24 protein-coding genes and 1 pseudogene are annotated in these 26,389 nt (G+C 64.9%); 9 read left to right on the top strand and 16 right to left on the bottom strand.

The window, feature by feature from the left end; all coding sequences use genetic code 11:
• Positions 1-4 precede the first annotated feature (4 nt).
• Genes JOF57_RS04560 through JOF57_RS04540 form a run of 5 tightly spaced genes read right to left on the bottom strand, consistent with a single transcriptional unit; the run spans position 5 to position 5,764 of the window.
• A complete protein-coding gene (locus tag JOF57_RS04560) occupies positions 5-1,162 on the bottom strand; it encodes a thiolase family protein (RefSeq protein ID WP_209914070.1) in 1,158 nt (385 codons plus the stop codon).
• 17 nt (positions 1,163-1,179) lie between these two features.
• Positions 1,180-2,430, bottom strand: coding sequence for a CaiB/BaiF CoA transferase family protein (locus JOF57_RS04555; RefSeq protein WP_307869957.1), 1,251 nt, complete (start codon positions 2,428-2,430; stop codon positions 1,180-1,182).
• Positions 2,431-2,434: 4 nt separating this feature from the next.
• A complete protein-coding gene (locus JOF57_RS04550; RefSeq protein WP_209914064.1) occupies positions 2,435-3,220 on the bottom strand; it encodes an SDR family NAD(P)-dependent oxidoreductase in 786 nt (261 codons plus the stop codon).
• 17 nt (positions 3,221-3,237) lie between these two features.
• Entirely contained in the window at positions 3,238-4,416 is a 1,179-nt protein-coding gene (locus tag JOF57_RS04545; protein ID WP_209915809.1) for an acyl-CoA dehydrogenase family protein, read from the bottom strand.
• 52 nt (positions 4,417-4,468) lie between these two features.
• Positions 4,469-5,764 carry an amidohydrolase family protein gene (locus tag JOF57_RS04540; RefSeq protein WP_209915806.1) on the bottom strand — a complete coding sequence of 432 codons (1,296 nt, stop codon included), beginning with the start codon at positions 5,762-5,764 and terminating at the stop codon, positions 4,469-4,471.
• Between the two features lie 237 nt (positions 5,765-6,001).
• Here JOF57_RS04540 and JOF57_RS04535 point away from each other — a divergent pair, with 237 nt between their 5' ends.
• The 7 genes from JOF57_RS04535 to JOF57_RS04505 are packed head-to-tail and all read left to right on the top strand — an operon-like array spanning position 6,002 to position 11,843.
• Positions 6,002-6,532 (top strand): carboxymuconolactone decarboxylase family protein, encoded by a 531-nt coding sequence (locus JOF57_RS04535; protein WP_209914061.1) that lies wholly within the window; start codon positions 6,002-6,004, stop codon positions 6,530-6,532.
• Between the two features lie 22 nt (positions 6,533-6,554).
• Positions 6,555-7,871 (top strand): aromatic ring-hydroxylating oxygenase subunit alpha, encoded by a 1,317-nt coding sequence (locus JOF57_RS04530; protein ID WP_209914058.1) that lies wholly within the window; start codon positions 6,555-6,557, stop codon positions 7,869-7,871.
• Positions 7,864-8,208, top strand: coding sequence for a hypothetical protein (locus tag JOF57_RS04525; RefSeq protein ID WP_209914055.1), 345 nt, complete (start codon positions 7,864-7,866; stop codon positions 8,206-8,208). Before JOF57_RS04530 ends, JOF57_RS04525 begins: the two co-directional genes overlap by 8 nt.
• Before the next feature lie 3 nt (positions 8,209-8,211).
• A complete protein-coding gene (locus JOF57_RS04520; RefSeq protein WP_209914052.1) occupies positions 8,212-9,438 on the top strand; it encodes a metal-dependent hydrolase family protein in 1,227 nt (408 codons plus the stop codon).
• On the top strand, positions 9,422-9,868 hold the full coding sequence (locus JOF57_RS04515) for a nuclear transport factor 2 family protein (protein WP_209914047.1): 447 nt from the start codon (positions 9,422-9,424) through the stop codon (positions 9,866-9,868). The genes JOF57_RS04520 and JOF57_RS04515 overlap by 17 nt, the downstream gene beginning before the upstream one ends.
• Positions 9,869-9,881: 13 nt before the next feature.
• Positions 9,882-11,012: an acyl-CoA dehydrogenase family protein gene (locus JOF57_RS04510; protein WP_209914044.1), complete on the top strand. Its 1,131-nt coding sequence runs from the start codon at positions 9,882-9,884 to the stop codon at positions 11,010-11,012.
• A 27-nt stretch (positions 11,013-11,039) separates the two neighbouring features.
• A complete protein-coding gene (locus tag JOF57_RS04505) occupies positions 11,040-11,843 on the top strand; it encodes an acyl-CoA dehydrogenase family protein (protein ID WP_209915805.1) in 804 nt (267 codons plus the stop codon).
• 71 nt (positions 11,844-11,914) lie between these two features.
• Here JOF57_RS04505 and JOF57_RS04500 read toward each other — a convergent pair whose 3' ends face one another.
• Both JOF57_RS04500 and JOF57_RS04495 read right to left on the bottom strand, forming a co-directional pair.
• Positions 11,915-13,396 carry an adenylate/guanylate cyclase domain-containing protein gene (locus tag JOF57_RS04500; RefSeq protein WP_209914042.1) on the bottom strand — a complete coding sequence of 494 codons (1,482 nt, stop codon included), beginning with the start codon at positions 13,394-13,396 and terminating at the stop codon, positions 11,915-11,917.
• Positions 13,397-13,412: 16 nt separating this feature from the next.
• Positions 13,413-14,195, bottom strand: coding sequence for an enoyl-CoA hydratase (locus JOF57_RS04495; RefSeq protein ID WP_163670349.1), 783 nt, complete (start codon positions 14,193-14,195; stop codon positions 13,413-13,415).
• A 206-nt stretch (positions 14,196-14,401) separates the two neighbouring features.
• Between JOF57_RS04495 and JOF57_RS04490 the strand changes: the two genes are divergently transcribed.
• A complete protein-coding gene (locus JOF57_RS04490; RefSeq protein WP_209914039.1) occupies positions 14,402-15,121 on the top strand; it encodes a TetR/AcrR family transcriptional regulator in 720 nt (239 codons plus the stop codon).
• A gap of 550 nt (positions 15,122-15,671) precedes the next feature.
• Entirely contained in the window at positions 15,672-16,517 is an 846-nt protein-coding gene (locus JOF57_RS04485; RefSeq protein ID WP_209914036.1) for a mycofactocin-coupled SDR family oxidoreductase, read from the top strand.
• On the opposite strand, the pseudogene JOF57_RS04480 reads toward JOF57_RS04485, so the two are convergent.
• From JOF57_RS04480 to JOF57_RS04440, 9 genes and pseudogenes are all read right to left on the bottom strand, one after another.
• A pseudogene (locus tag JOF57_RS04480) lies at positions 16,510-17,318 on the bottom strand (SDR family NAD(P)-dependent oxidoreductase). The gene JOF57_RS04485 and the pseudogene JOF57_RS04480 overlap by 8 nt on opposite strands.
• Before the next feature lie 2 nt (positions 17,319-17,320).
• A complete protein-coding gene (locus JOF57_RS04475) occupies positions 17,321-19,747 on the bottom strand; it encodes a CaiB/BaiF CoA transferase family protein (RefSeq protein ID WP_209914034.1) in 2,427 nt (808 codons plus the stop codon).
• A 4-nt stretch (positions 19,748-19,751) separates the two neighbouring features.
• A complete protein-coding gene (locus tag JOF57_RS04470) occupies positions 19,752-20,711 on the bottom strand; it encodes an enoyl-CoA hydratase/isomerase family protein (RefSeq protein WP_209914031.1) in 960 nt (319 codons plus the stop codon).
• Positions 20,704-21,837, bottom strand: a complete 1,134-nt coding sequence (locus JOF57_RS04465; RefSeq protein WP_209914028.1) for a M24 family metallopeptidase — start codon at positions 21,835-21,837, stop codon at positions 20,704-20,706. The genes JOF57_RS04470 and JOF57_RS04465 overlap by 8 nt, the downstream gene beginning before the upstream one ends.
• Complete coding sequence (locus tag JOF57_RS04460) at positions 21,827-23,095, bottom strand: M24 family metallopeptidase (RefSeq protein WP_209914024.1); 1,269 nt, start codon at positions 23,093-23,095, stop codon at positions 21,827-21,829. The genes JOF57_RS04465 and JOF57_RS04460 overlap by 11 nt, the downstream gene beginning before the upstream one ends.
• A complete protein-coding gene (locus JOF57_RS04455) occupies positions 23,092-24,261 on the bottom strand; it encodes an amidohydrolase family protein (protein ID WP_209914022.1) in 1,170 nt (389 codons plus the stop codon). Before JOF57_RS04455 ends, JOF57_RS04460 begins: the two co-directional genes overlap by 4 nt.
• A gap of 27 nt (positions 24,262-24,288) precedes the next feature.
• A complete protein-coding gene (locus JOF57_RS04450) occupies positions 24,289-25,518 on the bottom strand; it encodes a cytochrome P450 (protein ID WP_209914019.1) in 1,230 nt (409 codons plus the stop codon).
• A 1-nt stretch (position 25,519) separates the two neighbouring features.
• Positions 25,520-25,714, bottom strand: a complete 195-nt coding sequence (locus tag JOF57_RS04445; protein WP_209914016.1) for a ferredoxin — start codon at positions 25,712-25,714, stop codon at positions 25,520-25,522.
• The gene (locus JOF57_RS04440; protein ID WP_209914013.1) at positions 25,711-26,376 is read right to left on the bottom strand and encodes a TetR/AcrR family transcriptional regulator; all 666 of its coding nucleotides are present in this window, start codon (positions 26,374-26,376) and stop codon (positions 25,711-25,713) included. Before JOF57_RS04440 ends, JOF57_RS04445 begins: the two co-directional genes overlap by 4 nt.
• Positions 26,377-26,389 lie beyond the last annotated feature (13 nt).

The following is a 26,389-nucleotide window of genomic DNA, read 5'->3' as shown; positions in this document are numbered from 1 at the left end:
GATGTCAGTCGATGAGCTCGACCAGCGTGGCGTTGGCGGTACCGCCACCCTCACACATGGTCTGCAAGCCGTAACGGATTCCGTTGTCGCGCATATGATTGATCATTCGAGTCATCAGCACCGCGCCCGACGCTCCGAGCGGGTGCCCCAAAGCGATGGCGCCGCCGAGCGGGTTCAGCTTGGCCTCGTCGGCGCCGGTCTCGGCCAGCCAGGCCAGTGGCACCGGGGCGAACGCCTCGTTCACCTCGAACACCCCGACCTCGTCAAGGCGCACACCGGCCTTGTGCAGCACCTTCTCGGTGGCCGGGATGGGTCCGGTCAGCATCAGCACCGGATCGGCTCCGGTCACCGCGCCCGCACGGTACCGCGCGATCGGCGAAAGACCCATCGTCACAGCAGCTTCGGCTGTCATCACCAGCAGGGCCGCGGCACCGTCGGAGATCTGTGAGGAGTTTCCGGCGTGGATGACACCGTCGTCGGCGAAGGCAGGCTTGAGGCCGGCGAGCTTCTCCACCGTCGTACCCCGACGCACTCCTTCGTCGGCGACGACCGGGTCCAGCTGATCTGCCGGGTCGGGAAACACGGTGATCATCTGGTTCTCGAAGGCACCGCGGTCCTGGGCCGCGGCGGCCCGCTCGTGCGAGGCAACGGAGTATTCGTCCAGCTGAGTCCGGCTGAAACCCCACTTCTGCGAGATCATCTCGGCCGAGATGCCCTGATTGAACGAAAAATCCTGGTACCGCTGAAATACTTTCGGTCCGTACGGCTGACCGGTGGCCCGGGCCGCTCCCAACGGCACCTTGCTCATCACCTCGACCCCGCCTGCGACGACGACGTCCTGCTGGCCCGACATCACGGCCTGGACCGCGAAATCCAGTGCCTGCTGGCTGGATCCGCAGGCCCGGTTGACCGTGGTGCCCGGGATGTGTTCGGGCCAGCCCGCGGCCAGCACCGAGTAACGGCCGATGTTGCTGGACTGATCGCCGACCTGCGAGACGCAGCCCCAGATCACGTCGTCGATGATGTCGGGGCTGATGCCCGCCCGTTCGACCAGCGCATTGAGCACCAGTGCCGACAGGTCGGCGGCGTGGAACCCGGACAGGCCGCCGTTGCGCTTGCCGACCGGGGTCCGGACGGCCTCGACGATGACAGTTTCGCGCATGGGATTCTCCTCTAGAACTATGACTGGTAGGCCGGGCCGACGGCACCCTGCTCGCGCAGGGCGTCGATCTGCTCGGCACTCAGGCCGATACCTCTCAGGATGGCATCGGTGTGCTCGCCGAGTCCCGGCACCGCACCCATCCCCAGCTCCACGCCGCTGATCACCGGCGGAGGCAACAGCGCGGAAATCTCCCCGTTGGGAGTGGGCACCTGACGCCACCGGTCCCGTGCTTTCAGGTGCGGATGCGTGATCACTTCGCTCGGCAGGTTATACCGCGAATTACCGATCCCGGCATCATCGGCGGTCTGTTGAATGTTATCGAGATCGTGTTGGGCACACCAGGATCCGATGGCCTTGTTCAGCTCGTCCCGATGCGCACAGCGGTCTGAGTTGGTGGCGAAGCGTGGGTCGTCGGCGAGATCGGGCCGCTCGATGATCTCGCGGGCCAACCGCTGCCATTCCCGGTCGTTGGTGGTCCCCAACACCACCGTCTGCCCGTCGCGGGTGTCGAACGACCCATAGGGCGCCACCGCCGGCGAGCTCATCCCCAGCGGCACCTGGTCGATCCCGGAATGCTGGGTGTAGGCCAGTTGGTATCCCATGATGTCGGTCATGGTGTCGAACAGGCTGACCGCCACGGCCGGTGCGGCACCGGTGTCACCGTTGCGGGCCCGGCCGAGCAGCAGCGCCATGATCGACAGGGCCGAGTACAGCCCGGTGGTGATATCGGCAACCGCCGCACCGGGTTTCGCCGGCATCCCGGCGTAACCGGTCGACGCGCACGATCCGGACTCGGCCTGCACCAGCAGGTCGTAGGCGCGCTTGTGCGACAGCGGACCGCCTGGGCCGTAGCCGTCGATCTCCACCGGGATCACCTGCGGATGACGCACCTTGAGATCCTCGGGCCCCAGTCCCAGGCGCGCGGTGGCGCCGGGAGCGAGGTTGGACACGAACGCGTCGGCACCGTCGAGCAACCGGTGCAGCACCGCCATGCCCTCAGTCGATTTCAGATTGAGGGTGACCGATTCCTTACCCCGGTTGGCCCACACGAAATGGGCCGCCTGCCCGAGCACGACGTCGTCGTAGTCACGGGCGAAGTCGCCGCCCTTGGGGTTCTCGATCTTGATCACCCGGGCACCGAAGTCAGCGAGCACCCGGGTGCACATCGGCGCCGAGACCGCCTGCTCCATCGCGACGACGGTGATACCGGCCAGGGGCAGGGCGGATTCCGCCGCTCTGCTTGATGGTTCGCTCGTAAACTCGCTCACAACGTCACATAACCATGCCGCCATCGACCGGCAGCACCTGCCCGGTGATGTACGACGCGGCATCGGAGGCCAGGAAGACGAACGCACCGGCGACCTCGTCGGCCTCGGCCCACCGCTTGAGCGGGATGCGGTTCATCATGTTGGCCGCGAACTTCTCGTTGGTGCGGATGGTTTCCGTCATCGGCGTTGCGGCGAGCGGTGCGAGGGCGTTGACCATGATGTTCTTGGCCGCCAGCTCCCGCGCCAGCGATTTGGTCATGCCGATCAGGCCGGCCTTGGCCGCCGAATAGTTGACCTGGCCCAAGGTGCCGGTGATCCCGGCGGACGAGGTGACGTTGATGACACGGCCGGTGCCGTCGGTGGGCATGTGCGGCAGCACAGCCTGGGTGACGTGGAAGGTGCCCATCACGTGGATGTCGAAGGTGACCCGGAACGTCTCGTCGGTCAGCTTGGGGAACATCGCCGGCGCGGTGACGCCCGCGTTGTTGACCACGATGTGCACGTTGCCCCCACCGAGCGCGGCGGCCTGCGCGGCGGCGGCCACTGCCGCGTCGCGGTCACTGACGTCGAGCGCTGCGCTGTCGGCCTTGCCACCCGCCACAGGGCTGGATTTGCCGCCTCCGGCAGCGTTGATCCGCTCGGCGACCGCGGCAGCCGCGTCACCACTGATGTCGGTGACGAGCACCGAGGCACCGGCAGCGGCCAGCGCCTCGGACACCGCGGCGCCGATCCCGGCACCGGCCCCGGTCACCAACGCCGAACGTCCGGTCAGGTCGAAATAGGTCCTCATGGAACTTCGAAATCTCCTCAGTAGCTCTTGGGCAGGCCCAGAACGTTCGCGGCGAGGAAGTTCAGGATCATCTCCTGGCTCACCGGCGCGATCTTCATCAGTCGGGACTCCCGGAAGAACCGGGAGATGTTGTATTCCTCGGAGTAACCCATCCCGCCGTGGGTCTGCAGTGCGCGGTCGGCGGCCCCGAATCCCGCGTCGGCGCACAAATACTTGGCCATGTTGGCCTCACGCCCGCAGGGCTTGCCGTTGTCGTAGAGCCAGGTGGCCTTGCGCAGGATCAGCTCGGCGGCATCGAGGCGGGCCAGCGAATCGGCGAGCGGGAACTGGATTCCCTGGTTCATGCCGATCGGCCGGTCGAACACGACCCGCTCGTTGGCGTACTTGACCGCACGGTCCAGCGCGACCCGGCCGATACCGAGCGCCTCGGCGGCGATCAGCATCCGCTCCGGGTTGAGCCCGTGCAGGATGTACTTGAACCCCTTGCCTTCCTCGCCGATCAGGTGCTCGGCGGGCACCCGCAGATCGTCGATGAACAACTCGTTGGAGCTCACCGCGTTGCGGCCCATCTTGTTGATGGGCCGGATCTCGACGTGATCGCGATCGAGGTCGGTCAGGAACAGCGATAGCCCGTCGGTCGGCTTCCCACCCCGCTTCTGGACGTCCTCGCGGGACTCGGTGCGGGTGAGCAGCAGGATCTTCTCGGACTCAAGCGCTTTGGAGATCCACACCTTGCGGCCGTTGACCACATAACTGTCGCCATCCTTCTTGGCGAACGTGGTGATCCGTGAGGTATCCAGGCCCGCACCGGGTTCGGTGACGCCGAAGCACACGTGCAGGTCGCCGTTGACGATCCGTGGGAGGGTCTCTTTCTTCATCTCCTCGGAGCCGAAGACGACCACGGGCTGCATGCCGAAGATCGACATGTGGATCGCACTGGCGGCGTTCATGGCTCCGCCGGACCGGGCCACCTCCTCGGCCAGGATGGTGGCCTCGGTGATGCCGAGTCCATGGCCGCCGTACTCCTCGGGGATGGTCATCCCGAGCCAGCCACCGCCCGCGATGGCGTCGTAGAACTCCTGCGGGAATTCGTGGGCCTGGTCCTTGGCCATCCAATAGTGATCGTCGAACTTGCCCGCCAGCTCCGCAACGGATTTGCGGATCAGCTGCTGGTCCTCGGTCAGCTCGAAGTTCATACCGCCCGACACTGTGTGTTCTCCCATTTTTCTCAGCCGTTCGTCTTGACGTTCAGTCTCGCGCGCCGGCAACGACTTTGGCGTTGGCCTGGAAGTCCGCGAAGCTCGCGCCGGTCTTCTCTTTCGTGCTCAGGGCGCGGATGGCGACATCATGACCTTCAGCAGCCTTTCGCAATGCACCGACCGTCGCCTGCTCCTTGGGAACGTGGACGAACGGTTCAAAGTGGTACAGCCGCATGGCGTTCTCGTGCGTGATCTTGTTGATCTCGTCGTCGGGTACCTCGTAGGTCTCGAATACCGCGTTCAACTCCTCGGGGGCCCCCGGCCACATCGAATCGCTGTGCGGGTAGTCCATCTCCCAGCAGATGTTGTCCACCCCGATCTCGTGACGGTTCTTCACGCCGATCGGATCGGAGATGAAACACGTCATGAAGTGCTCGCGGAACACCTCCGAGGGCTTTTTCCCACCGAAATCCTGCTTGGTCCACGTCGAGTGCATCTCATAGGTGCGGTCCACCCGGTCCAGGAAGTAGGGAATCCACCCGGTGCCGCCTTCGGACAGCGCGATCTTGAGATCGGGGTACGCCTTGATCGGTGCCGACCACAACAGATCCGCGGCGGCCTGCACGATGTTCATCGGCTGCAGCGTGATCAACACGTCCATCGGCGCATCCGGGGCGGTGATCGCCAGCTTGCCCGACGACCCGATGTGCACGTTCATCACCGTGTCGGTGTCGACCAGCGCATCCCACAACGGCTTCCAGTACTCCAGGTCGTGGAAGGACGGGTAGCCCAGCGTCGACGGGTTCTCGGTGAAGGTCAGCGAGTGCACGCCCTTCTTCGACACCCGCCGGACCTCGTCGGCACACAACTGCGGGTCCCAGATCGCCGGGATGGCCATCGGGATGAAGCGGCCCGGGTTGGACCCGCACCACTCGTCGATGTGCCAGTCGTTGTAGGCCTGCACCAATGCCAACGAGAACTCGGCATCCTCGGTGGCGAACAGTCGGGCGGCAAAACCCGGGAACGACGGGAAGTTCATGGTGGCCAGCACGCCACCGGCATTCATGTCCTTGACCCGCTCATCGGGGTCATAGCAGCCCTTGCGGATCTCATCGAGGCCCTGGGGCTCCAATCCGTACTCCTCCTTGGGCCGGCCCGCCACCGCGTTCAGCGCCACATTCGGGATCACGGTGTCGCGGAACTGCCACGTGTCGGACCCGTCGGGGTTGTGCACCAGACGTGGCGCCTCATCCCGGTACTTGGCCGGTAGATGGTTCTTGAACATGTTCGGCGGTTCGATGATGTGGTCATCGACGCTGATCAAGATCATGTCGTCTTTGTGCACTGCCTCGCTCCGTTCCATGGGCCGTCACATTGGTTCTCTATGAGAGAAAACTAGCTTCTCATCTGACGAGAATCAATGTCTGATGCCGCTGACGAGGAGATTTAGCCAGGTCGCGGCACAATCTGGCGCGTTCTTGTTGACCATCGGCGCAAAAGATGGAAACCTGTTAGCCGGAAATGAGAACCTGATTCTCGCAACCGAGAGTCACCGATGGGTCATCGAGAGGAGAACCGCCCCGTGCGCTTGGCCCCCTTGCCCGCCGAGGAGTGGGACGACGATGTGCGAAAAGCGCTTTCGGTCATGCTCCCCGAGGAGCGGCTGAACCCCGAAGGAGCAGGCACCGCGTTGTCGACGCTGGCCCGCCACCCTTCACTGACCAAGGCCTTCCTGCGGTTCAGCAATCACCTGCTGTTCCGCTCCACGTTGGACCCGCAGATGCGCGAGCTTGCCATTCTTCGGATCGCCCACCGCCGCAAGTGCGAGTACGAGTGGACCCACCACGCCTTCATCGGCAAGGCCGAGGGGCTCACCGATGAGCGGATCGCCAGCAGCACCAGCGGCGACGCGTCCACCGATCTCGATCAACTCGTCCTCAACGCCGTCGACGAGCTGGACGGCGACTCGGAGATCTCGGACGGCACGTGGGCTGCCCTGAGCGAGCACCTCTCCGAGCGCCAGCGCATGGACCTGGTTTTCACAATCGGCGGCTACGGCCTGATGGCCATGGCTTACAACACCTTTGGAATCGCGCCGGAATCCGGCCACTAACCTGAGAAGAAAGAGGTAGACAATGGCGCACTTCCCGAAGCCAGCTGCCGGCAGCTGGACCGAGAACTGGCCCGAACTGGGCACCGCCCCGGTCGATTACACCGATTCGATCGATCCCGAGCACTGGAAGCTGGAGCAGCAGGCCATCTTCCGCAAGACCTGGCTGCATGTCGGCCGGGTCGAGCGGCTGCCCAAGGCCGGTAGCTACTTCACCCGCGAGATGCCGTCGGCAGGCACCGGTACCTCGATCATCATCAACAAGGACAAGGAAGGTGTGGTCCGCGCCTTCTACAACATCTGTCGGCACCGCGGTAACAAGCTGGTGTGGAACGACTACCCGGGCGAGGAAGTCTCGGGCAGCTGCCGCCAGTTCACCTGCAAGTACCACGCCTGGCGCTACGCCCAGAACGGTGACCTGACCTTCATCCAGCAGGAGCAGGAGTTCTTCGACGTCGACAAAGCCGACTACCCGCTCAAGCCGGTCCGCTGCGAGGTCTGGGAAGGCTTCATCTTCGTCAACTTCGACGACGACGCCAAGCCGCTGGTCGAGTCGATGGGCGATTTCGGGAAGGGTCTCGAGGGCTACCCGTTCCATGAAATGACCGAGGTCTACAGCTACAAGGCCGAGATCAAGGCGAACTGGAAGCTGTTCATCGACGCGTTCATCGAGTTCTATCACGCGCCGATCCTGCACATGAAGCAGGCGACCAAGGAGGAGGCCGAAAAGCTGGCCAAGGTCGGGTTCGAGGCGCTGCACTACGACATCAAGGGCGACCACTCGATGATCTCGTCCTGGGGTGGAATGTCCCCACCCAAGGACCTCAACATGGTCAAGCCGATCGAGCGCATCCTGCACAGCGGTCTGTTCGGCCCGTGGGACCGCCCCGACATCAAGGGCATCCTGCCCGACGAGCTCCCGCCGGCGGTCAATCCGGCCCGCCAGCCCACCTGGGGCCAGGACAGCTTCGAGTTCTTCCCCAACTGGACTCTGCTGCTGTGGGTTCCGGGCTGGTACCTGACCTACAACTACTGGCCGACGGGCGTGGACAGCCACATCTTCGAGGCCAACCTGTACTTCGTCCCGCCGAAGAACACCCGCCAGCGCCTGAGCCAGGAACTCGCCGCGGTGACCTTCAAGGAATACGCGCTGCAGGATGCCAACACCCTGGAGGCCACCCAGACCCAGATCGGCACTCGGGCGGTCACCGAGTTCCCGCTGTGCGATCAGGAAGTCCTGCTGCGTCACCTGCACCACACCGCGCACAAGTACGTGGACAATTACAAGGCGGAGCAGGCCGAGAAGGCCGCCAATACCAACGGGAGTGTCGCGCATGTCTGAGACGAAAGCAGCCCTGCTACCTGCCGAGTTCGCCGACCTGGAACGGTTTTCCGACTGGATCCTGGCCACCGAGCCCGAGCGGTACGCCAAGCGCCTGGCGTCGACCATGGATGAGATGCAGGACCTCTACGACGTCGGCTTGGCCCGGCTCGAAGAGGTCATGGTGTATCTCGATGCGCGATTCCCGTTGTACGACATGCCCGATGACGCCAAACGGCTGATGCACCTGATGCAGTCAGTGGTCATGGTGAGCTTCCCGGTGGAAGCCTGGAAGCAGCCGCGCGTGCTGGACAGCGGTGCAGCCTGGGTCGAGATCACCCGGGAGCCGGTGGTCTGAGACATGTTGACCCTCAAAGCTGCGGGTCTTGTCGACGTCGATGCCGGGACGATCATTCGTCCCGGCATTGTCCGTGTCGAAGGCGACCGGATTGTCGGCATAGGTGGCCCGATTCCGGATGACGCCGAGGTGATCGATCTCGGCGACTCGATCCTGCTGCCCGGCCTGATGGATATGGAAGTCAACCTGCTGATGGGCGGTCGGGGCGAGAACCCGGGGCTGTCTCAGGTACAGGACGATCCCCCGACCCGGGTGCTGCGTGCGGTCGGTAATGCCCGCCGCACCCTGCGTGCCGGGTTCACCACGGTGCGCAACCTCGGGTTGTTCGTCAAGACCGGTGGCTATCTGCTGGATGTGGCCCTGGGCAAGGCAATCGACGCAGGCTGGATCGATGGACCGAGGATCGTCCCGGCCGGCCACGCGATCACCCCCACCGGCGGGCATCTGGATCCGACGATGTTCGCGGCATTCATGCCGGGCGTGCTGGAGCTGACGATCGAGGAGGGCATCGCCAACGGGGTCGATGAGATCCGCAAGGCGGTGCGCTACCAGATCAAGCACGGCGCCCAGCTGATCAAGGTGTGTGTGTCCGGCGGAGTCATGTCCCTCACCGGAGAGGCTGGCGCACAGCACTATTCGGACGAAGAGCTGCGGGCCATCGTCGATGAGGCGCATCGCCGTGGGCTGCGGGTCGCTGCTCACACGCACGGCGCCGAAGCCGTCAAGCATGCCGTGGCCTGCGGTATCGACTGCATCGAACACGGCTTCCTGATGGATGACGAGGCGATCCAGATGCTGGTCGACAACGACCGGTTCCTGGTCACCACCCGCCGACTGGCCCAGGCCATGGACGTGTCGAAGGCACCGCAGGTGTTGCAGGACAAGGCTGCCGAAATGTTCCCGAAGGCCGAGACCTCGATCAAGGCGGCGTACGAGGCCGGGGTGAAGATCGCGGTCGGCACCGATGCGCCCGCCATCCCCCACGGCAAGAACGCCGATGAGCTCGTCACCCTGGTGGAGTGGGGTATGCCCCCGGTCGCTGTGTTGCGCGCCGCGACCGTGGTGGCCGCCGAATTGATCAACGTCACCGACCGGGGCCGGCTCGCCGAAGGTCTACTGGCCGACATCATCGCGGTGCCGGGCAACCCACTTGAAGACATCACCGTTACACAACATGTGGATTTTGTAATGAAAGGCGGTAAGGTCTTCCGCAATGAGCACATCAACTGATTCCCCCACGCGGACCGAGGATCTGATCGAGATCCAACAGGTGCTCGCCAAATACGCGGTGACCATCACCCAGGGCGACATCGACGGTCTTGTCAGTGTTTTCACCCCGGACGGCACCTACAGCGCATTCGGCGAGACGTACACGCTCAATCGCTTCCCGGTGCTCGTCGACGCCGCGCCCAAGGGCCTGTTCATGACCGGCACCGCCCTGATCGACCTGGTCGAGGGCGCGGATAACGCAACCGGCACGCAGCCGCTGTGCTTCATCGAGCACTCCAAGCACGACATGCGCATCGGCTACTACCGCGACACCTATGTGCGGACCACCGAGGGCTGGCGACTGAAGACGCGTGCGATGACCTTCATCCGGCGCAACGGCGATCACGACCATGGCCGGCCGCACGCGATCGGCAGGCCGGAAGCAGGATGAGCGAGGGAACCGCATGAGCGACCTGTTCGACACCGCGACCTTCCGCGCGGCGCTGCAGGATTGGCTCGCCGAGAATGACCTGACGCCGCCCGACGATCATTCACTGCAAGGCCACATGCGGCAGTTCGCCCGGGTGCAGAAGGCGCTGTACGACGGCGGCTGGAGCCGCTACGGCTGGCCCGAGCACGCCGGTGGCCTGGGCGGACCGGCGATGCTGCGCGCGATCGTCGGCGAGGAGGTGGTGGGTCGCAGGCTGGCCGAACCCGGGCCGTATTCGATGCTCGAGGTGCTGGCACCGACGATGATCGACTACGCATCGCCGGAGTTGGCCGCCGAGATGGTGCCGAAACTGCTGTCGGGCGAAGAACAGTGGTGCCAGGGGTTCTCCGAACCTGGCTCGGGTAGTGATCTGGCCTCGCTGACCACCCGCGCTGTGCAGCATCCGACGGAGGATCACCGCTACATCATCAATGGTCAGAAGGTCTGGACCAGCTTCGCGCAGTACTCGCACCGCTGCATCCTGCTGACCCGCACCGGCGATGCGGACACCCCCAACCACCAGGCCATCACGGCATTCTTCGTCGACACCGACGCCCCCGGCATCACGGTGCGGCCGTTGCACACCATGCACGATGTCGACGAGTTCTGCGAGGTGTACTTCGACAATGTCGAGGTCGACGCGAGCCGGATGCTCGGAAACCCGGGCGACGGCTGGCAGCTGGCGATGGATCTGCTGCCCTACGAGCGTTCGACCTGCTTCTGGCAGCGCATCGCCTACCTGTACTCACGGTTCGACGCTTTGGTCGAAGCAGTGAAACGCCAAGGCCAAGTGGTGGATCCGGACCTCGGCGAGGTCTACCTGGCCCTGCACATGCTGCGCTGCCGGTCGGCGGCCACCCAGCACCGGCTGGCTGACGGCCAGAAGCTGGGGCCGGACACCTCGATCGACAAGGTGCTGCTGGCCAGTGCCGAGCAGCTGCTCTACGACACCGCGCGCAACCTGCTCCCCGGCGTCATCGAACTCGAAGACTCCGAATGGCGCACCGAGTACCTGTATTCGCGGGCCTCGACGATCTATGGCGGCACCGCCGAAGTGCAGCGCAACATCATCGCGCGCCGACTGCTCGACCTCGGGAAGGAGTGAGGCGTGGATTCCACGAAGGATTCGGACATGGATATCGCATCTGATTCGGTGTCACTCGGCTTACTCGAAGACACCCTCCGCAAGACCATGCTGTCGGCATCGGGTGCCGAGCTCGACGCCGCGCTGGCCGAACTGGGCTGGGCCGAGATGCTGTCCGACATGTCGGACGTCGCCCTGCCGCTGGTGTTCCGACTGCTGGGCGAAACCGGTTCGCACGCCTCGATTCTCAACGATGTCCTGCTCGAGACCATCGGCGGCCTGCCCGGCGGCACCCCGCCGATGCCCTATGCCGGTGGCATCTGGGTGGTATGGGAACGCGAGAGCGGCGAAGGCAATCCGACCCTCGGTGGGCTCCCCCTGCGGGAGGTACCCGACGGTCAACTGCTCCGGGTATCGGAGGCCCGCCGGGCGCTGGGTTGGTGGCTGGTCGGTTCGGCCCGGGCAATGCTCGCCCTGGCCCGCCGGCACGCGCTGGACCGCGTGCAGTTCGGCAAGCCGATCTCGTCCTTCCAGGCAGTGCGGCACAAGTTGGCCGAGACCCTGGTCGCCATCGAGGGTGCCGAGGCGACGCTGAGCCTGCCCGGCGCGGACAACGTCGACCTGAACTCGCTGCTGGCCAAGGCCGCTGCGGGCAAGGCCGCGCTGACCGCAGCCAAGCACTGCCAGCAGGTGCTCGGCGGTATCGGCTTCACCGAGGAGCACGAGCTGCACAACCATGTGAAGCGGGTCCTGGTGCTGGACGGATTGCTGGGCAGCTCACGGGAACTCACCCGCAAGGCCGGTGCCGGGCTGCGCGCCCGCGGGACCGTGCCGCGGCTGGCCCAGCTGTAGCGTTTCCCTGCCGAGCAGACACAAAACTGTCCCTTTTCACTCGAAAAGGGACAGTTTTGTGTCTGCTCGCGCTAGGGGGTGGCAGGTTCGGCGAATACGGTGGCCGTCGAACGGCCACGCAGCACCGTCGACCCACGTACCACCCACCGTTGACCTTCATCGGCGTCGGCACGGGCCAGCGCGCTTCCCGAACACAGCACCGTCGACTCGCGATCCTTGGCGTGGTCGGCCAACCTCGCGGCTTCGTTGACGGCGTCACCGATCACCGTGTATTCATAACGATTCTCGGCACCGAGGTTGCCCGCGAACACCGAGCCGCATGAAATACCCACGCCGAATTCCACATCCGGCAGTTCGTGCAACCGTGGCACCAGCGCCCGCGCGGTGGCCAGCGCCGAGGAGGCCGGGTTGTCCAACTGCAACGGTGCACCGAACACCGCCAACACGGCGTCGCCCTGGAACTTGTTGATCAACCCTTGATGACGCTCGACGGTTTCCACCACGATCTTGAAGAACCCGTTGAGCAGTTGCGCCACTTCCTGCGGTGGACGCGAGGCCCCCAGCGCGGTCGAACCGACCAGGTCGACGTAGAGGACGGCGGCCTCACGGACGTCGCCGGTGACCGCGCCACCCTGCTGCAAGGCATGGCGGGCCACGTCTACTCCGACGTACCGGCCGAACAGGTCGCGCAACCGGTTCCGCTCGGCCAGGCCGGCCAGCATCCGGTTGAATCCGTATTGCAGTCGGCCGATCTCGGATGACTCGTATACCTTGACCGACACACCGGACCAGCCGCGTTCGACGGCTTTCATGGCCAGCACGACTTCGCCGATCGGATCGGAGACCGAACGGGCGACGAGAACCATGGACCGCAGACCGAAGACCAGCGAGATGACGGCCACCACCAGCACCGCGGCCTCGACCGGCGCCGTCTTCTGCACGAACCAGCCGTTGGAGCGGGCCAACACGATCAGGGCGATCCCCAACATCGGCAGCCCGCTGAACAGGGTCCAGATCGTGATGAGCCGGGCCAGCACGCCGGGCATGCGGCCGATCGTGGCCGAGGAGGCGGTCAGCGATGCCGCGACGATCGGCCGCAACATCCGTTGGGTCACCAGGAATCCCATGCAGGCGGCCGCGATGCCGCCGAAGAGGATCGCGCCACCCATGATGTAGGCGACACCTCCCCCCACATCGAGGTTCAGCAGCGTGTACACCAGCGCGCTCACCGCCCACGTGGTGAACTGGATGATGGTCTGCCGTGGTGCGATCCGCACGGCAGCACGCTGCTGTTGCGGCGTCGGACTCTCCCCCGCGGCGAACCATTTGAACGTCGGATGGACGTTGACCCAACCGACGACGGTGTCGACAATCGCGGCCGCGACCATCAGCGCGATCAGCGCAACGAGATTCGCCTGGGTGAGCAGCTGGCGCGCATCGCCGACGGTATTGCGGCTCAGCGCCAGCACCACGAAGGTCACCGCGGCCGCCGCGGTGGTCTGCGCGTAGATCTGTCGGGCCGCGTAACTGATGCTGAGCCGGATCGCCCCCACTCCGAGAGCCCCAGGCCTACTTGATGTTCTGCTTCATTCCGTCGATGTCCATCAACACCGGCCAGCCGCTGACGCTCAGGGCATTGCCGTGCCCGGTCTGGTGGATATCGAACACCGATTGGATGGCCGCGTAGAACCCTTGTACGTCGAGGGTCTGATTTACCGCCCGCTTGGCCTGGCGGAGAGCGAACGCCGGCATCTGGGCGATCTGCGCAGCCAACTCGGCAGTCTGCGCGTCGAGTTCGTCGCGCGGCACCACCCGGTTGACCATCCCGGTGCGCTCGGCCTCCTCGGCGGTCAACGCCCGGCCGGTGAACAGGATCTCCTTGGCCTTGCGGGCACCGAGTTCCCAGGTGTGGCCGTGGTACTCGACCCCGCCGATGCCCATCAGGGCCACCGGATCGGAGAACAGCGCATCGTCGGCCGCCAAGATCAGATCGCACGGCCAGCAGAGCAGCAGACCACCGGAGATACAGCGTCCCTGCACGGCTGCGATCGACGGCTTGGGCACATTGCGCCAGCGCAACGTGTACTCCAGGTAGCGCCGCGACTCATGCTCGATGAGAAACTCGAGCGTGATCTTGTCGGGCACCGGGCCACCGCCCCGTAGATCATGGCCCGCGGAGAAGTGCTTGCCGTTGGCGCGCAGCACGATCACCTTCACCTCGCGGTCGTCGGCGGCCCTGGTCCATGCGGCATCGAGTTCGTCGAGTAGTTCAGGATTCTGCGCGTTGGCGGCTTCCGGCCGGTTCAGCGTGATGGTGGCGATCGAATCGGCGACGTCGTAGTCGATATACACGTGTTTCCTTCTGCTCACCGCTGCCACACGACAGCCGTCTCCGCGACGCGCCGGTGACCGGCAAGCAGCGCCCCGGCGGCGCCAAATATTTGTACGAAACCCTTCTTCTCAAAGGACTTCTATAATTCCCGCAATGAGAATACTATTCTCACAGTACGAAAGTTACAATCTCCGACACACTGGCCGCGAGGGGGTCTGACACCACAATGGCAAGGCGTTCTCCGGTACAGTCAGTTCATGTTCTCCCCACTCGACAAGCGTCGGAGCCGCCAGTGACTACCGCTGGCGAAGAACCCGCGTGGAAGCAACGAGCTGTCGAGCGGTCGATCAAAACGGCCAAGTTGCGTGCCGCCCAGCGGGTGCAACGGTTCCTTGATGCGGCCCAGGCGATCATCATCGAAAAGGGCAGCACCGACTTCACCGTCCAAGAGGTCGTGGACCGCTCCCGCCAGTCGCTGCGCAGCTTCTACCTGCAGTTCGACGGTAAACACGAACTCCTGCTCGCACTGTTCGAAGACGCGTTGAGCCGCTCGGCCGACCAAATCCGGGCGGCCACCTCGACACAGGGCGAACCGATCGAGCGACTGAAGATCGCAATTCAACTGCTCTTCGAATCGTCCCGGCCCGATCCCGCCGCCAAGCGCCCGCTGTTCACCGACTTCGCACCGCGTTTGCTGGTCTCGCACCCGTCTGAGGTCAAGGTCGCGCACGCGCCGCTGTTGGCCCTGCTCACCGAGCTCATGGAGGAAGCCTCCGAGGCCGGCCAGCTGCGCTCGGGAATCAACCCGCGGCGGATGGCGGCGATGACCATGCAGACCGTGATGTTCGTCGCGCAGTCCAGCGGCGGCGCCGACGACGCATCGATCCATCCGATCAGCGCCGACGAGGTCTGGGATTTTGTGGCCAACGGATTCGCCGCCAGCTAGTTGAGAATTTCGTTCTCCTAACGAAAGAACTTTCCTCACCCTCAGGCGCGTGCCCGATCTCCGGACTGACCGCCACCGCGTCGCGCAATGGGCGACCGGCACCAACGGAACCCACGCATCGCGCTCGATCATCGAGCATCCGCACCTGGAACTGACCGCTGTTCATGTCTTCGGTGCCGACAAGGTCGGCACCGAAGACAGCGAACTGTGCGGCCTGGACCCACCGGCGTCACCGCCACCGACGCTTGCCTGCGTGTCAACGCGTCGCGGTATGCCGCCGGCAGTATCCCCGGGATCTACCGCGAATCGGGCGGCCTCGGCGGTGCCTTTCGTCTGCACCGCAGAGGCCGGCGTCCCACTCGACCATGGACCTTCCGCAGATCGGGGCCGACATGGCCGCTTGAGAATTCAATTCTTCCAAACCGAGAGCACAAATAGCCTGAAACGTATCTGTCGTTGACACGATAGGCGCCCGGTGACAGAGTGCTGAGCAGCTGCACAGATTTTCACCGAGTATGTAGCACGTCATGAAACAGAACTGGGGTAATCAATGACTGGACGGATGGAAGGCAAGGTCGCGTTCGTCACCGGCGCGGCTCGTGGCCAGGGACGTAGCCACGCGGTACGGCTGGCGCAAGAGGGCGCCGACATCATCGCGATCGACATCTGTGGACCGATCCGGCCCGGCGTGGAGACCGCCATCCCGGCCTCGACGTCCGATGACCTGGCCGAGACCGCGAATCTCATCAAGGCACTCAACCGCCGCGTTGTGACCGCTGAGGTCGACGTCCGCGACGCCGATGCGATCAAGGCGGCTGTGGACAGCGGTGTCGAGCAGCTCGGTCGCCTCGACGTCATCGTGGCCAACGCCGGTATCGGCAACGGCGGCGACGTCCTGCACGAGACCAGCCAGCTGGACTGGGACGAGATGATCGACATCAACCTGTCGGGCGTCTGGAAGTCGGTCAAAGCCGGTGTGCCGCACCTGATCGAGGGTGGCCGCGGTGGATCGATCATCCTGACCAGCTCGGTCGGCGGCCTCAAGGCCTACCCACATTGCGGCAACTACGTCGCCGCCAAGCACGGCGTCGTCGGCCTGATGCGCGGCTTCGCCGTGGAACTGGGCCAGCACAACATCCGTTGCAACACCGTGCATCCCACACACGTGGCGACCCCGATGCTGCACAACGACGGCACCTTCAAGATGTTCCGGCCCGACCTGGAGAATCCGGGTCCCGACGACATGGCGCCGATCTGCCAGCTGTTCCACACCCTGCCCATCCCGTGGGTCGAGGCCGTGGACATCAGCAACGCCGTACTGTTCCTGGCGTCTGACGAGGCCCGCTACATCACCGGTGTGACGCTGCCGGTCGACGCGGGAAGCTGCCTCAAGTAGGTCCCGGTCCAAGTGTTGCAGTACCGGTCTGCGGGTGGCGATACCAGCCACCCGCAGCCCGGGTGCCGCCGTCGACGTGAAGCGTCTGTCCGGTGAGATAGCCGGACATACTGGACGCCAGAAAGACTGCTGCCCCCGCAATTTCGTCGACATGCCCGGCTCGACCCAGCGGGATGCCATCGGCGATACCCGACGGCGGCCCATCTGGGGACAGAGCCATGAGCCCCTCGGTGAGGGTGAGGTCGGGGGCGATCGCGTTGACCCGGATATTGTGCGGCGCAAGCTCGAACGATGCAGTCTGGGTGTAATTGATGACGCCGGCCTTCGCCGCCGCGTACGCGGCATAGCCGGGGGCCGCCCGCACTCCCTCGATCGAGGTGAGATTGATGATGCTGCCCGGCAATTCGTCGGCCACCAGCCGGCGTGCCACCCGCTGCGTACACAACAGAACGTGGCGCAGGTTGCTCCGGTACAGCGCGTCCCATCCGTTCTCGCTCGTCTCCAGCAGCGGCGAGGCGAACACACCGCCGGCGTTGTTGACCAGGATGCGCACCGGCCCCAACTCGGCGACGGTCTGCGCCAGTGCGGCATCCACCTGCTCGGCGTCGCGCACATCGGTGACGATCCCCAGCGCACCGAGCGACGCTGCGGCATCAACACAGATTTCTACGTCGCGTGGCTCGCCACCGACGCCCCGAACGCTGCCAGGCCGGCCGCGATACCCCGACCGATACCGCTGCCGCCGCCGGTGACAACGGCCACCTGACCGGTGAGCAGAATGTCAGAAGGATTGATAGCCATGGTCAGCGGGCCGCCTTGCGACGTCCGCCGACACCGGGTTCGGTGCCGATCACGCCGTCCTCGGCCAGGGCGGTGATCTCCTCGTCGGACAGCCCCAGCTCGGCCAGTAGTTCGTGATTGTGCTCGCCGAGCAGCGGTGCGGCCCGCCGATGCAGTGCGCGCGGCCCATTGGCCAGTGACACCGGCAGCGTGCTGTGCGGGGCGGCGTTGTTCACCGGGTGCCCGACGTGCTCGAAGAACCGCCGGAACCGGACCTGTGGCAGCTCCAACTGCCGGTGCGGCTGCATCACCTTGGCCACCGGAACGCCCGCAGGCCATAAGGTTTCGACGATTTCATCGCCTGTTCGCGGTAGACACCAGGCCGCCAGCTTCCCGTCGATCAGATCGTGGTGTGCGCGGCGCCCGGCGGCCGAATCCAACTCCGGGTCAATGGCCCAATCCGGTTGCCCGAGCGCCGCCCGCAGCGCGGCCCACTGAGCATCAGTGCTGACCGCGATCGCCACCCAACTGTCTGCCCGGCCGAACTCGTCGATATCGGCGCACTGGTAGATGTTCTGCGGCGCGGCGGCCGGACCCCGGTTGCCGTCACGTTGCAGCAGCGCACCATACGCCGAGTACTCGATGACCTGCTCGGCGGCAACATTGAGCGCCGCGTCGACCATCGCAGCCTCGACGAGAGTCCCCTGCCCGGTGCGGCGGCGGTGCTCCAGCGCAAGCATCAGGCCCGACAGCGCGTGCACCCCGGCATTGGGGTCACCGATCGAATACGGCTCGAACGGAGTGCGATCCGGATAGCCGGTGAGCCAACTCAACCCCGAGGCATCTTCGATGATGTACGCGAATGCCGGATTCTCCCGCCACGGCCCGTCGAGCCCGAAGCCGGGCATCCGCACCATGATGATGTCCTCGCGCAACTCCCGCAGCGAATCGAAGTCGAGTCCGATCTGTTCGATCACCCTCGGGGTGAAGTTCTCCACGACCACGTCGCAGGTGGCGATCAACCGGCGCAACAGATCTCGACCCTGCTCGGTCTGGAAATCCAGTGTCAGGCTCTTCTTGTTGGTGTTGAGCGCGCTGAAGATCGGTGAGCGCTCCCACCACTGTTCCACGGTGGCCGGAATGCCGGCGATCAGCCGGGTACCGTCCGGGCGTGGGGTCGATTCGAGGTGGATCACCTCGGCGCCGAGCATGCCGAGCGGATGGGTGCACGAGGGGCCGGCCCAAAACGTGGTCATATCGAGCACGCGTAATCCACTGAACGGCAACCGATCAGTCCCGGACCTTTCGGTGAGGATGCGGCGCGGGGTCAGCTCCGCTGCTCTGATCTGCTCGGTGTGCTCGCCGAGGCGGGGCGCGGGCGCCGCCTCCCGCAGCGTCACACCGGATAACCGGTAGGGCGCGGCGGGTTGAGTGAACCCGTACTCCGGGTTGCGGACGAATGCCTTCCGCTCCGCGAAATGGTCCATGGCGGTGATGTTCTCACCGTTGCCGACCGGTGAATTCGGGATCCGGAAGGCCGACGCGAGTTCTCGGACGTCGTCCACGTTCTGGTCGCGCAGCCAACGGTACAAGTCCTCGGCGTGCAGGTTGGCCTGCTCGGTGATGGTGAGCTCGGAGTTCTCGTCGATCCACTCGTCATGGCCCGACATCGCGCACAGATCCCACCACTGTTGGGCGGTTCCACATCCGAGAGCCACCAAGCCGTCGGCGGCCTGCGCCACCCCGGGCACGGTGGGCCTGCGCTCGCTCCGCCACGGGTGGCCCAGCATCTCGAAGTAGGTGACCGGGTAGTAGGTCAGACCCAGGATCTGTGCCTCCAACGCCGACAGGTCCACCAGTTCGCCGTGGCCGTCACGCAGCGCACGCTCCCGGAATGCCAGGGTCATCGCCGCCGCGTAGGCGCCGGCGAGCCACTCGCCCACCTGCCCGCCGATGGATACCGGAGCCCGGTCCTGCACACCCCGGCCGATGCCGATCGCCCCGCCAGACCAAGCCTGCAGGGTGAATTCGGTGGCCGCCCGGTCACTCCACGGCCCGTCCAACCCGAACGGCGTGATCGTGGTGACGATCAGATGGGGGTACCGCCGGAACAGGTCCTCCGGGGCCAGTGACTGGGCGACAGGCGATTCCGGAGACCAGATGACGGCGTCGGCCGCTGCAACCAACCGGTCCAGCAACTCTCGGTCACCAGAAGCCTCATGGTCAATGACCACGCTGCGTTTCCCACCCGCCAGGAAGGCGAACAACGCGCCATCCTGGTCCTGGCCGATGTGTGCGCCCGATGCCGACCAGCGGCGTAATGGGTCACCTTCGGGGGCTTCGACTTTGATCACGTCGGCGCCGCCGTCGGCGAGAATCTTGGTGGCGTACGCACCGGCGATCCCGTACGACAGGTCGACGACGGTGTACCCGTCAAGTGGTGAGCTCATGCGCCTATTCGGGTTTCGCCCGGTTCTTCTTGGACAACCGGAAGTCGGGGGGGAACTTGCTGTCGTTGTCATTGACCGCGGCCGACAGACCGGAATCGATCGACTCGAACATGTCCAGGTCGTCATCGCTGTCGTTGGCCACCCCGTTGCCCATCGACTCGAAGAACGCGGACAGCAGGCTGCCCATGTACTCGCCCTGTTGTTGTTTGAAGATCTCGAAGAACATCTTCTGCTGAAAGACGGTGTCCACCGGCCGGTTCCGGGTGCAGGCCAGCGCATACTTCTGCACTTCGGCCTCCAACTGGTCTCGGGCCACCACCTTGTTCAGGAAGTTGCAGTCGTACATCTCCGCTGCCGTGAACGGCCGACCGGTGAAGACCATCTCCTGAAACTTGCGCAGGCCCATCATCTGGACCCATGTCCACATGCGTGGTCCCCAGCCGTGATACCGGAACGACGGATGCCCGAACAGCGCGTCGTCAGACGAGATCACCAGATCCGCATCGGCGCACTGATAGAAGTGCCAGCCGTAGCAGTAACCCTTGGCCTCGACGATGCTGATCTTCTTGAAGTCCTGCAGGGCACGGTTACCGGCCTGGGAGTTGGCATACCAGGCGCTGATGGTGGCTCCGTTGCGGAAAGAACCCTTCGGCGGGTAGGTCACCTCCCCCACACCATCGTCCTCCAGCCGCAACTCCGCCAGTCGCACCGCCGGATTGTCGTTGCCCTCCATGAACTCCGGCAGATCGGCCCCACTGCCCAGGTTGTCCCCGACACCTCGGATGATCACCACCTTGACGTCGTTGTCGGTGTTGGCCGCACGCAACACATCGGCGTAGCGCAGCCGGGCCATCGACGTCGGAGCGTTGAGGAACTCCGGCCGGTTGAACGTGATGGTGGCGATCTTGGTCTTGGGATCCTTCTCGTAGAGAATGATTTCTTCCGGGGTGGGACGCTCAGGCATGTGCCGCCTCACTGTCTGATCGGGATTGGGTGAGCACGTCGGGACCGTCGGTACCGACAACGACGGCATCGCGGGTGAATACCGCCCCGACGCCCTGCTCCCAGACGTAGCCGGTCACGGCCAGGACCATGCCTGCCTCCAGGATGTCGGCCTCGGCGGTCGCCCGCAGGCTCGGGGAGACCACGGGCGGGTCGAATCCCAGCCCGAGCCCGTGCGCCACCGGCATCGCCGGTACCGGTTCGCCGGCCTCGTCGTACGCATCGAGCAAGGCACTGGTCGGATTACCGGGTCGGCAGGCTTCAAGCAGCCTGTCCCACAGGGCATCCCGTCGTCGGTACAGCGATCGGACCGCATCGGTCGGTTCACCCACGCATACGGTGCGCGCGACCTCCGCGACATAGCCGTCTGCGAGCACACCCGCCGACAGGGCCACCAGGTCGCCTCCGCGCACCCGGCCGTCGCCTTCGGCACGACGCCAGGGATGGTCCTTCGAGGTGACCCAGGCGGCGTCCTGCGTAGCCGGGGTGCTCACTCCCCCGGCGGCTTCGGCCTCCAATATCGCCCCGACAAGGTTCTTCTCCGTGGTTCCCGGAGCCAGCTCGGCGACGCCCTTGGCCAGGGCAGCTTCGGCGACCGCCAACGCGCGTCGCAGTGCCGAGATCTCCTCGGGGGTCTTGACTCGACGCGCAGCCCGCATCGCCAGCTCACCGTCGACCAGCTCCGCGTTCGGGAAGGCCATCGGCAGCAGCTTGGCGAAGGTCGGTGTCAGAGCATCGGTTCCGATGCGCCACGCCGAATCGGATCCGTTGATGTTCTGCAGTACACCAACCAGAGTCATCGGGTTCCACGCGAAGCCGTACAGATTCTCGCGCGGAATCTCTTCGGGGATGCCCTCGTCCCAGGTGCTGTTCAGGTGGATCTCACCGGTGGCGCGGACGAACGTGCAGATCGGCCCGAAAGGCCTGGTACCCACCACCCACAGCTGTGGGGCGCCGGAGATGTACCGCACATTGGCCTGCCTTCCGAGTACGAGCGCATCGAGGTCATGGGCCTCCATCTGTGCAATGGCCCGCTCCCGCCGGCTGACGCGCAGCGCCCGGCCGTCCGCCTCGATTTCAGTTCCCACGGGACACCTCATAGGGGTCGTACGGATATGCGGTCAGCGGCATCCATCCGCCCTCGGTGACCACCACGATCTCCTCGCCGCGATAGCCACCGGTGCCGTCCTCCCAGACCACCGGCTCGAACACCAGCAGCATGCCTTCCGGAAAGACGAAGTTGTCGTCCCACTCCTGGCCGAGATCCGTGCCGATCATCGGCATTTCAGCTGCGCTGGTGCCGATGCCGTGTCCCAGGTAGAAGTGCGGAAGCCACGGCTTCTGACCGCCGCCGGCCGCGGTCGCCGCCCGGCCGAGGTCACCACACGTGGCACCGGCCTTGGTCACCGAGAGCACTGCGTCGACGACGCCACTCCATTTGTCGAATTGCTTCTGTTGGGCCGCCGTCGGGTCCTGACCGACGATCCAGGTACGCCCGTGATCGGAACAGTAGCCGTGGTAGGCGATGGACACGTCGGTCCACAGCACATCGCCGCGCTGCAATTCACGCTCGGTGGTCAGCAGCGGCAGTGCGAGATCGCCGGTGGTGGTCCAGGCGCCCTCCGCCTTCGATGCGGGCATGACCTGCCAGATCGAGTCGAACATGTTGGTCGTGGCACCGAGTTCGAAAGTGCGGCGCACGAATTCGGCAGAAAGGTCGATCTGCCGCACCCCGGGGGCCAGGGACTTCTGGATCTCGGCGATGGCCTGTTCGGTGATCTGACAAGCCCGTCGGACGCAGGCGATCTGGTCGATCGTCTTGACGAGTTTCGCCGCACCGATCACCGCAGCAGCGTCCACCGGTGCGTTGGGGAACAGGGCACTGCCGGCCAGCCGCATCGCCCCGCTCAACTCGTCGGTCGCGATCGTTGCACCTGCGGGCACCAGCTTGGCCAGGATCTTCGCGAACTCCGCTACGCCCTCGTCGAATTCGAGATAGACCGGCCCATGCAGGTGGTCATCGGGCAGATCTGACTCCATGGCCGCACCCTCACGGAACGGCAGAAACAGGTGCGGGTGTTCGTCGTCGGCCAGCACGACCGCGACCGGCCGCTCGACGTGCGACAGTCCCGCATCGGCCAGCGGCCAGGCGATGCCGGTGGCGTACATGACGTTGGAATTGCCGAGTAGCACGAGCGCGTCCACACCCTGGTCGGCCATCGCAGCGTGCAGACGCACCCCGACCTCTCGACGCATCCGGGCAAGGTCAGGCTCGTCGGGAATATCGAACGGCGTGTACCCGGACCGGGCGATCTGAGTGACGCCGGTGAGCGTCGAACTCGTCATGGCAGCCCCAGGAACTTCTGAATATTGGTCGACACGATCTTGACGGCGTTCTCGGGGCCGACCGCCTCGACGACTGTGGCCAGCGACTTCTCCGAATAGCCGAAGGTGGATTCGTTGTGTGGGTAGTCGCTCGACCACATCACGTTGTCGACACCGATCTGGTCGATCAACCGCAACCCCAGTGGGTCGACCATGAACGACGCACTCATGTGTTGGTCCCAGTAGTGCCGGACCGGGTGCTGCAGTTCATGGTTGAACATGTGCCGGTACGAGGCCAACATGTGCTCGGCATCCTGCAATGCGGTGGGAACCCAGGCGATTCCGCCTTCGAACCAGCCGATCTTGAGGCTCGGATGCCGATCGAGGATGCCGGAGAAGACGTACTTGGCGAACTGCTCGCGGAACGAGTCGACGTTGACCATCATGCCGACCACGACGCTGTTGTTCTGGCACGGGGTCTTGGGCGGCGTCTCGCCGATGTGGTGGCTGACCGGTAGGCCGGCGGCCTCGATCTCGTCCCAGACCGCGTCCATCTCGGTGCTGCCGTAGTCGTAGATGTTGCCCTCGTCGTCCTTGCCCGGATTCAGTGGGAGCAGGAACGTCTTGAGGCCCAGCGACTTCAGCTGCTCGAGGGTGCTACGGCAGCCCTTGGGGTCCCACCAGTTGATCAACCCGACACCGTAGAAGTGGCCGTTGCTGTTCGCCTGGAGTTCGGCCATCACCTCGTTGTAGATGCGGAACACCCGCTCACGGATCCCCTTGTCGGGGTAGTGGAACAGTGCGAGCACGGCGTTGGGGAAGGCGAGTTCCTTGTCGATGCCATCCTCTTTGAGCTCGCGGATGCGGGCCGCAATGTTGTTCGTGGCCGCACCGGCGAGATCGTCGTACTGCATGAGCACGCGACCGAAATCACCTCCGGTCCAGGCCTTGCCCTTCATGCCGACCATGTAGGCGCCGTCCTCGTACCAGATGCGCGGCGCGGCGCCCTTGAGGTCGTCGGGGAAACGGTCGTAGAAGATGTCGTCGGCCACCGAAATGTGGTTGTCGGCCGAGAAGATCACGGTGCCTGCCGGAAAACCTGCGAGGCCACCCTCCGTCGCATGGCCGCGGCGATTCTTCGGTGCACCGAAGCCTTCCGGCGGATAGAGAGTCGTCGAAGCAGTCATCTGTGGTACTCCAATCAAGGCTGTCGGTTACCAGGTCACGGGAAGTTCGTAGACGCCGTAGGCGAGGCGGTCGTGTTTGAACGGCACCTCGTCGAACGGGATGGCCAGCTTCATCGTCGGGATGCGACGCAGCAGGGTGTGGAACACGATCTGCAGTTCAGCGCGGGCCAGCTGCTGCCCGACGCATTGGTGGCGGCCGTAGCCGAAGCCCAACTGCTGTCCGGCATCCCGGCCGAGGTCCAATTTGTCGGGCTCCGGGTAGGCCTTGGCATCCCAGTTGGCCGGAGCCAGATCGATGATCACACCTTCGCCGGCCTTGATTGTCTCGCCGCTGATCTCGATGTCCTCGACGGCGATGCGGCGCTGGCCATTCTGGATGATCGACAGATAGCGCATCAACTCTTCGCACGCATTGGCGATCACCTTCGGATCATCGGTGTTGCGAAGGAAGTCCGCTTGCTCCGGGTTCTCCAGCAGCGCCAGGATGCCGATCCCGATCACGTTGGCCGTCGTCTCATGCCCGGCGATCAGCAGACCGGTACCGAGCTGCGCAGCCTCCTTGACGCTGATCTCGCCGGCCGTCACCCGCTCCGCCAGATCGGACACCGCGTCCTCGGCGGGATCGGCCTGCTTCTTCTCGATCAGATCGATCAGATACTGGTGCAGGCTCATCGCGCCCATCTGCATGGCGTCCGCGGCGGCGTAGCGGGCCAGGCCGGCATTGGCGTGCTCCTGGAAGAACTCGTGGTCTTCGTAAGGCACGCCGAGCATTTCGCTGATCACCACGGTGGGTACCGGCAACGCGAGTTCGGCGACCATATCGGCCGGCTTCGGTCCGGCCAGGATCTTGTCGATGCACTCGTCGGTGACCTTCTGGATGGCCGGCCGCAGGCCCTCGACACGCTTGAACGTAAAGGGCTTGGACAGCATGCGCCGGAACCGGGTGTGCTCCTCGGCGTCGGCAGTGAACACCGAGCGCGGCCGCTTGTCGACGGTGGAGAGCATGTGCTCGTTCCAGTGCGGAAAGCCTGACTTACGGTCGTCGACGCTGATCCGTGCGTCGGCGAACAGAGTGCGCGCCTCGTCGTGCCCGGTGATCAGCCACGGTGTGCTGCCATCCCAGATCTTCACCCGGGAAAGACCTTTTGCCCCTCCGAGCATCTGCGGCGGCGGCGCGAACGGGCACCGCACGTCCCGTTCCATCGGGTAGTCGGGGATATCGGTGGTGGTCACGGAGTCCGCAAGGGTTTCAGACACGTCATTCCTCGATGTTGATGGCTAGGGCTGGGCAGGCCGCTGCAGCGCGGCGGGCATTGTCGATGTTGTCCGGTCCGGGGGTGGGTTCCAGCAGGATGACGACGCCGTCTTCGTCGCGCTGGTCGAATACCTCGCCGGCGTTGAGCACGCATTGCCCCGACGAGACGCACTTGTCCTGGTCGACAGTGACTTTCATAGGATGTCGCTTTCCTGGGTAACCGGCGCCAGCCACAGGCCGACGATCGCGTCGATCAGTCCCGATGCTGCGCCCTGCCAGGATGTCCGGGGCACCTTGCCGCCTTCGGCCATCGCCCGTTCACGGTCGGCGCAGCTGTGCATCAACAGGTTGCGCGCCATGATGTTGCGTTCGGCGCGGATCTCGTCGGGCAGGTCCGGCAGGCAGTTGTTCATCCCGTCGACGACCTGCACCAGGGACTGCGAACTCAAGGCGTCGCGGACCACGATGCCGTGGTAGGCCGGATCGGTCATCACCTGCGCGGCGAATCGCGCGTACCAGGTCGGGTTTCCCAGTGCTGCAAGGTGATCGGTGAGCGGCTGCACCAGGCAGGCAACCCAGTCCCGCAGCTCGGCCGAGTTGCCGGTATCGGCAACCATCTGCTCACGTAGGTACTCGATCGGACCGCGGTGCTTGTGCTCGATCGCACGGACCAGATCGGTCTTGGTGCCGAAGTGGTAGCCCACGGCGGCGTTGTTGCCCTGGCCGGCGGCCTCGCTCACCTGGCGGTTGGACACCGCGAACACGCCGTGCTCGGCGTAGAGGCGCTCGGCCGCCTTCAGGATCGCCTCCTGGGTACTGCTGGCCCGGTCGGCGCGGGCGCTCCGATTGGCTGCTGTCACCGTTACAGTCAAC

Origin of the sequence: Mycolicibacterium lutetiense (assembly GCF_017876775.1) — a bacterium.
In the GTDB taxonomy this organism is placed as follows: Bacteria; Actinomycetota; Actinomycetes; order Mycobacteriales; family Mycobacteriaceae; genus Mycobacterium; species Mycobacterium lutetiense.
This window is presented reverse-complemented; position numbering and strand designations above follow the sequence as displayed.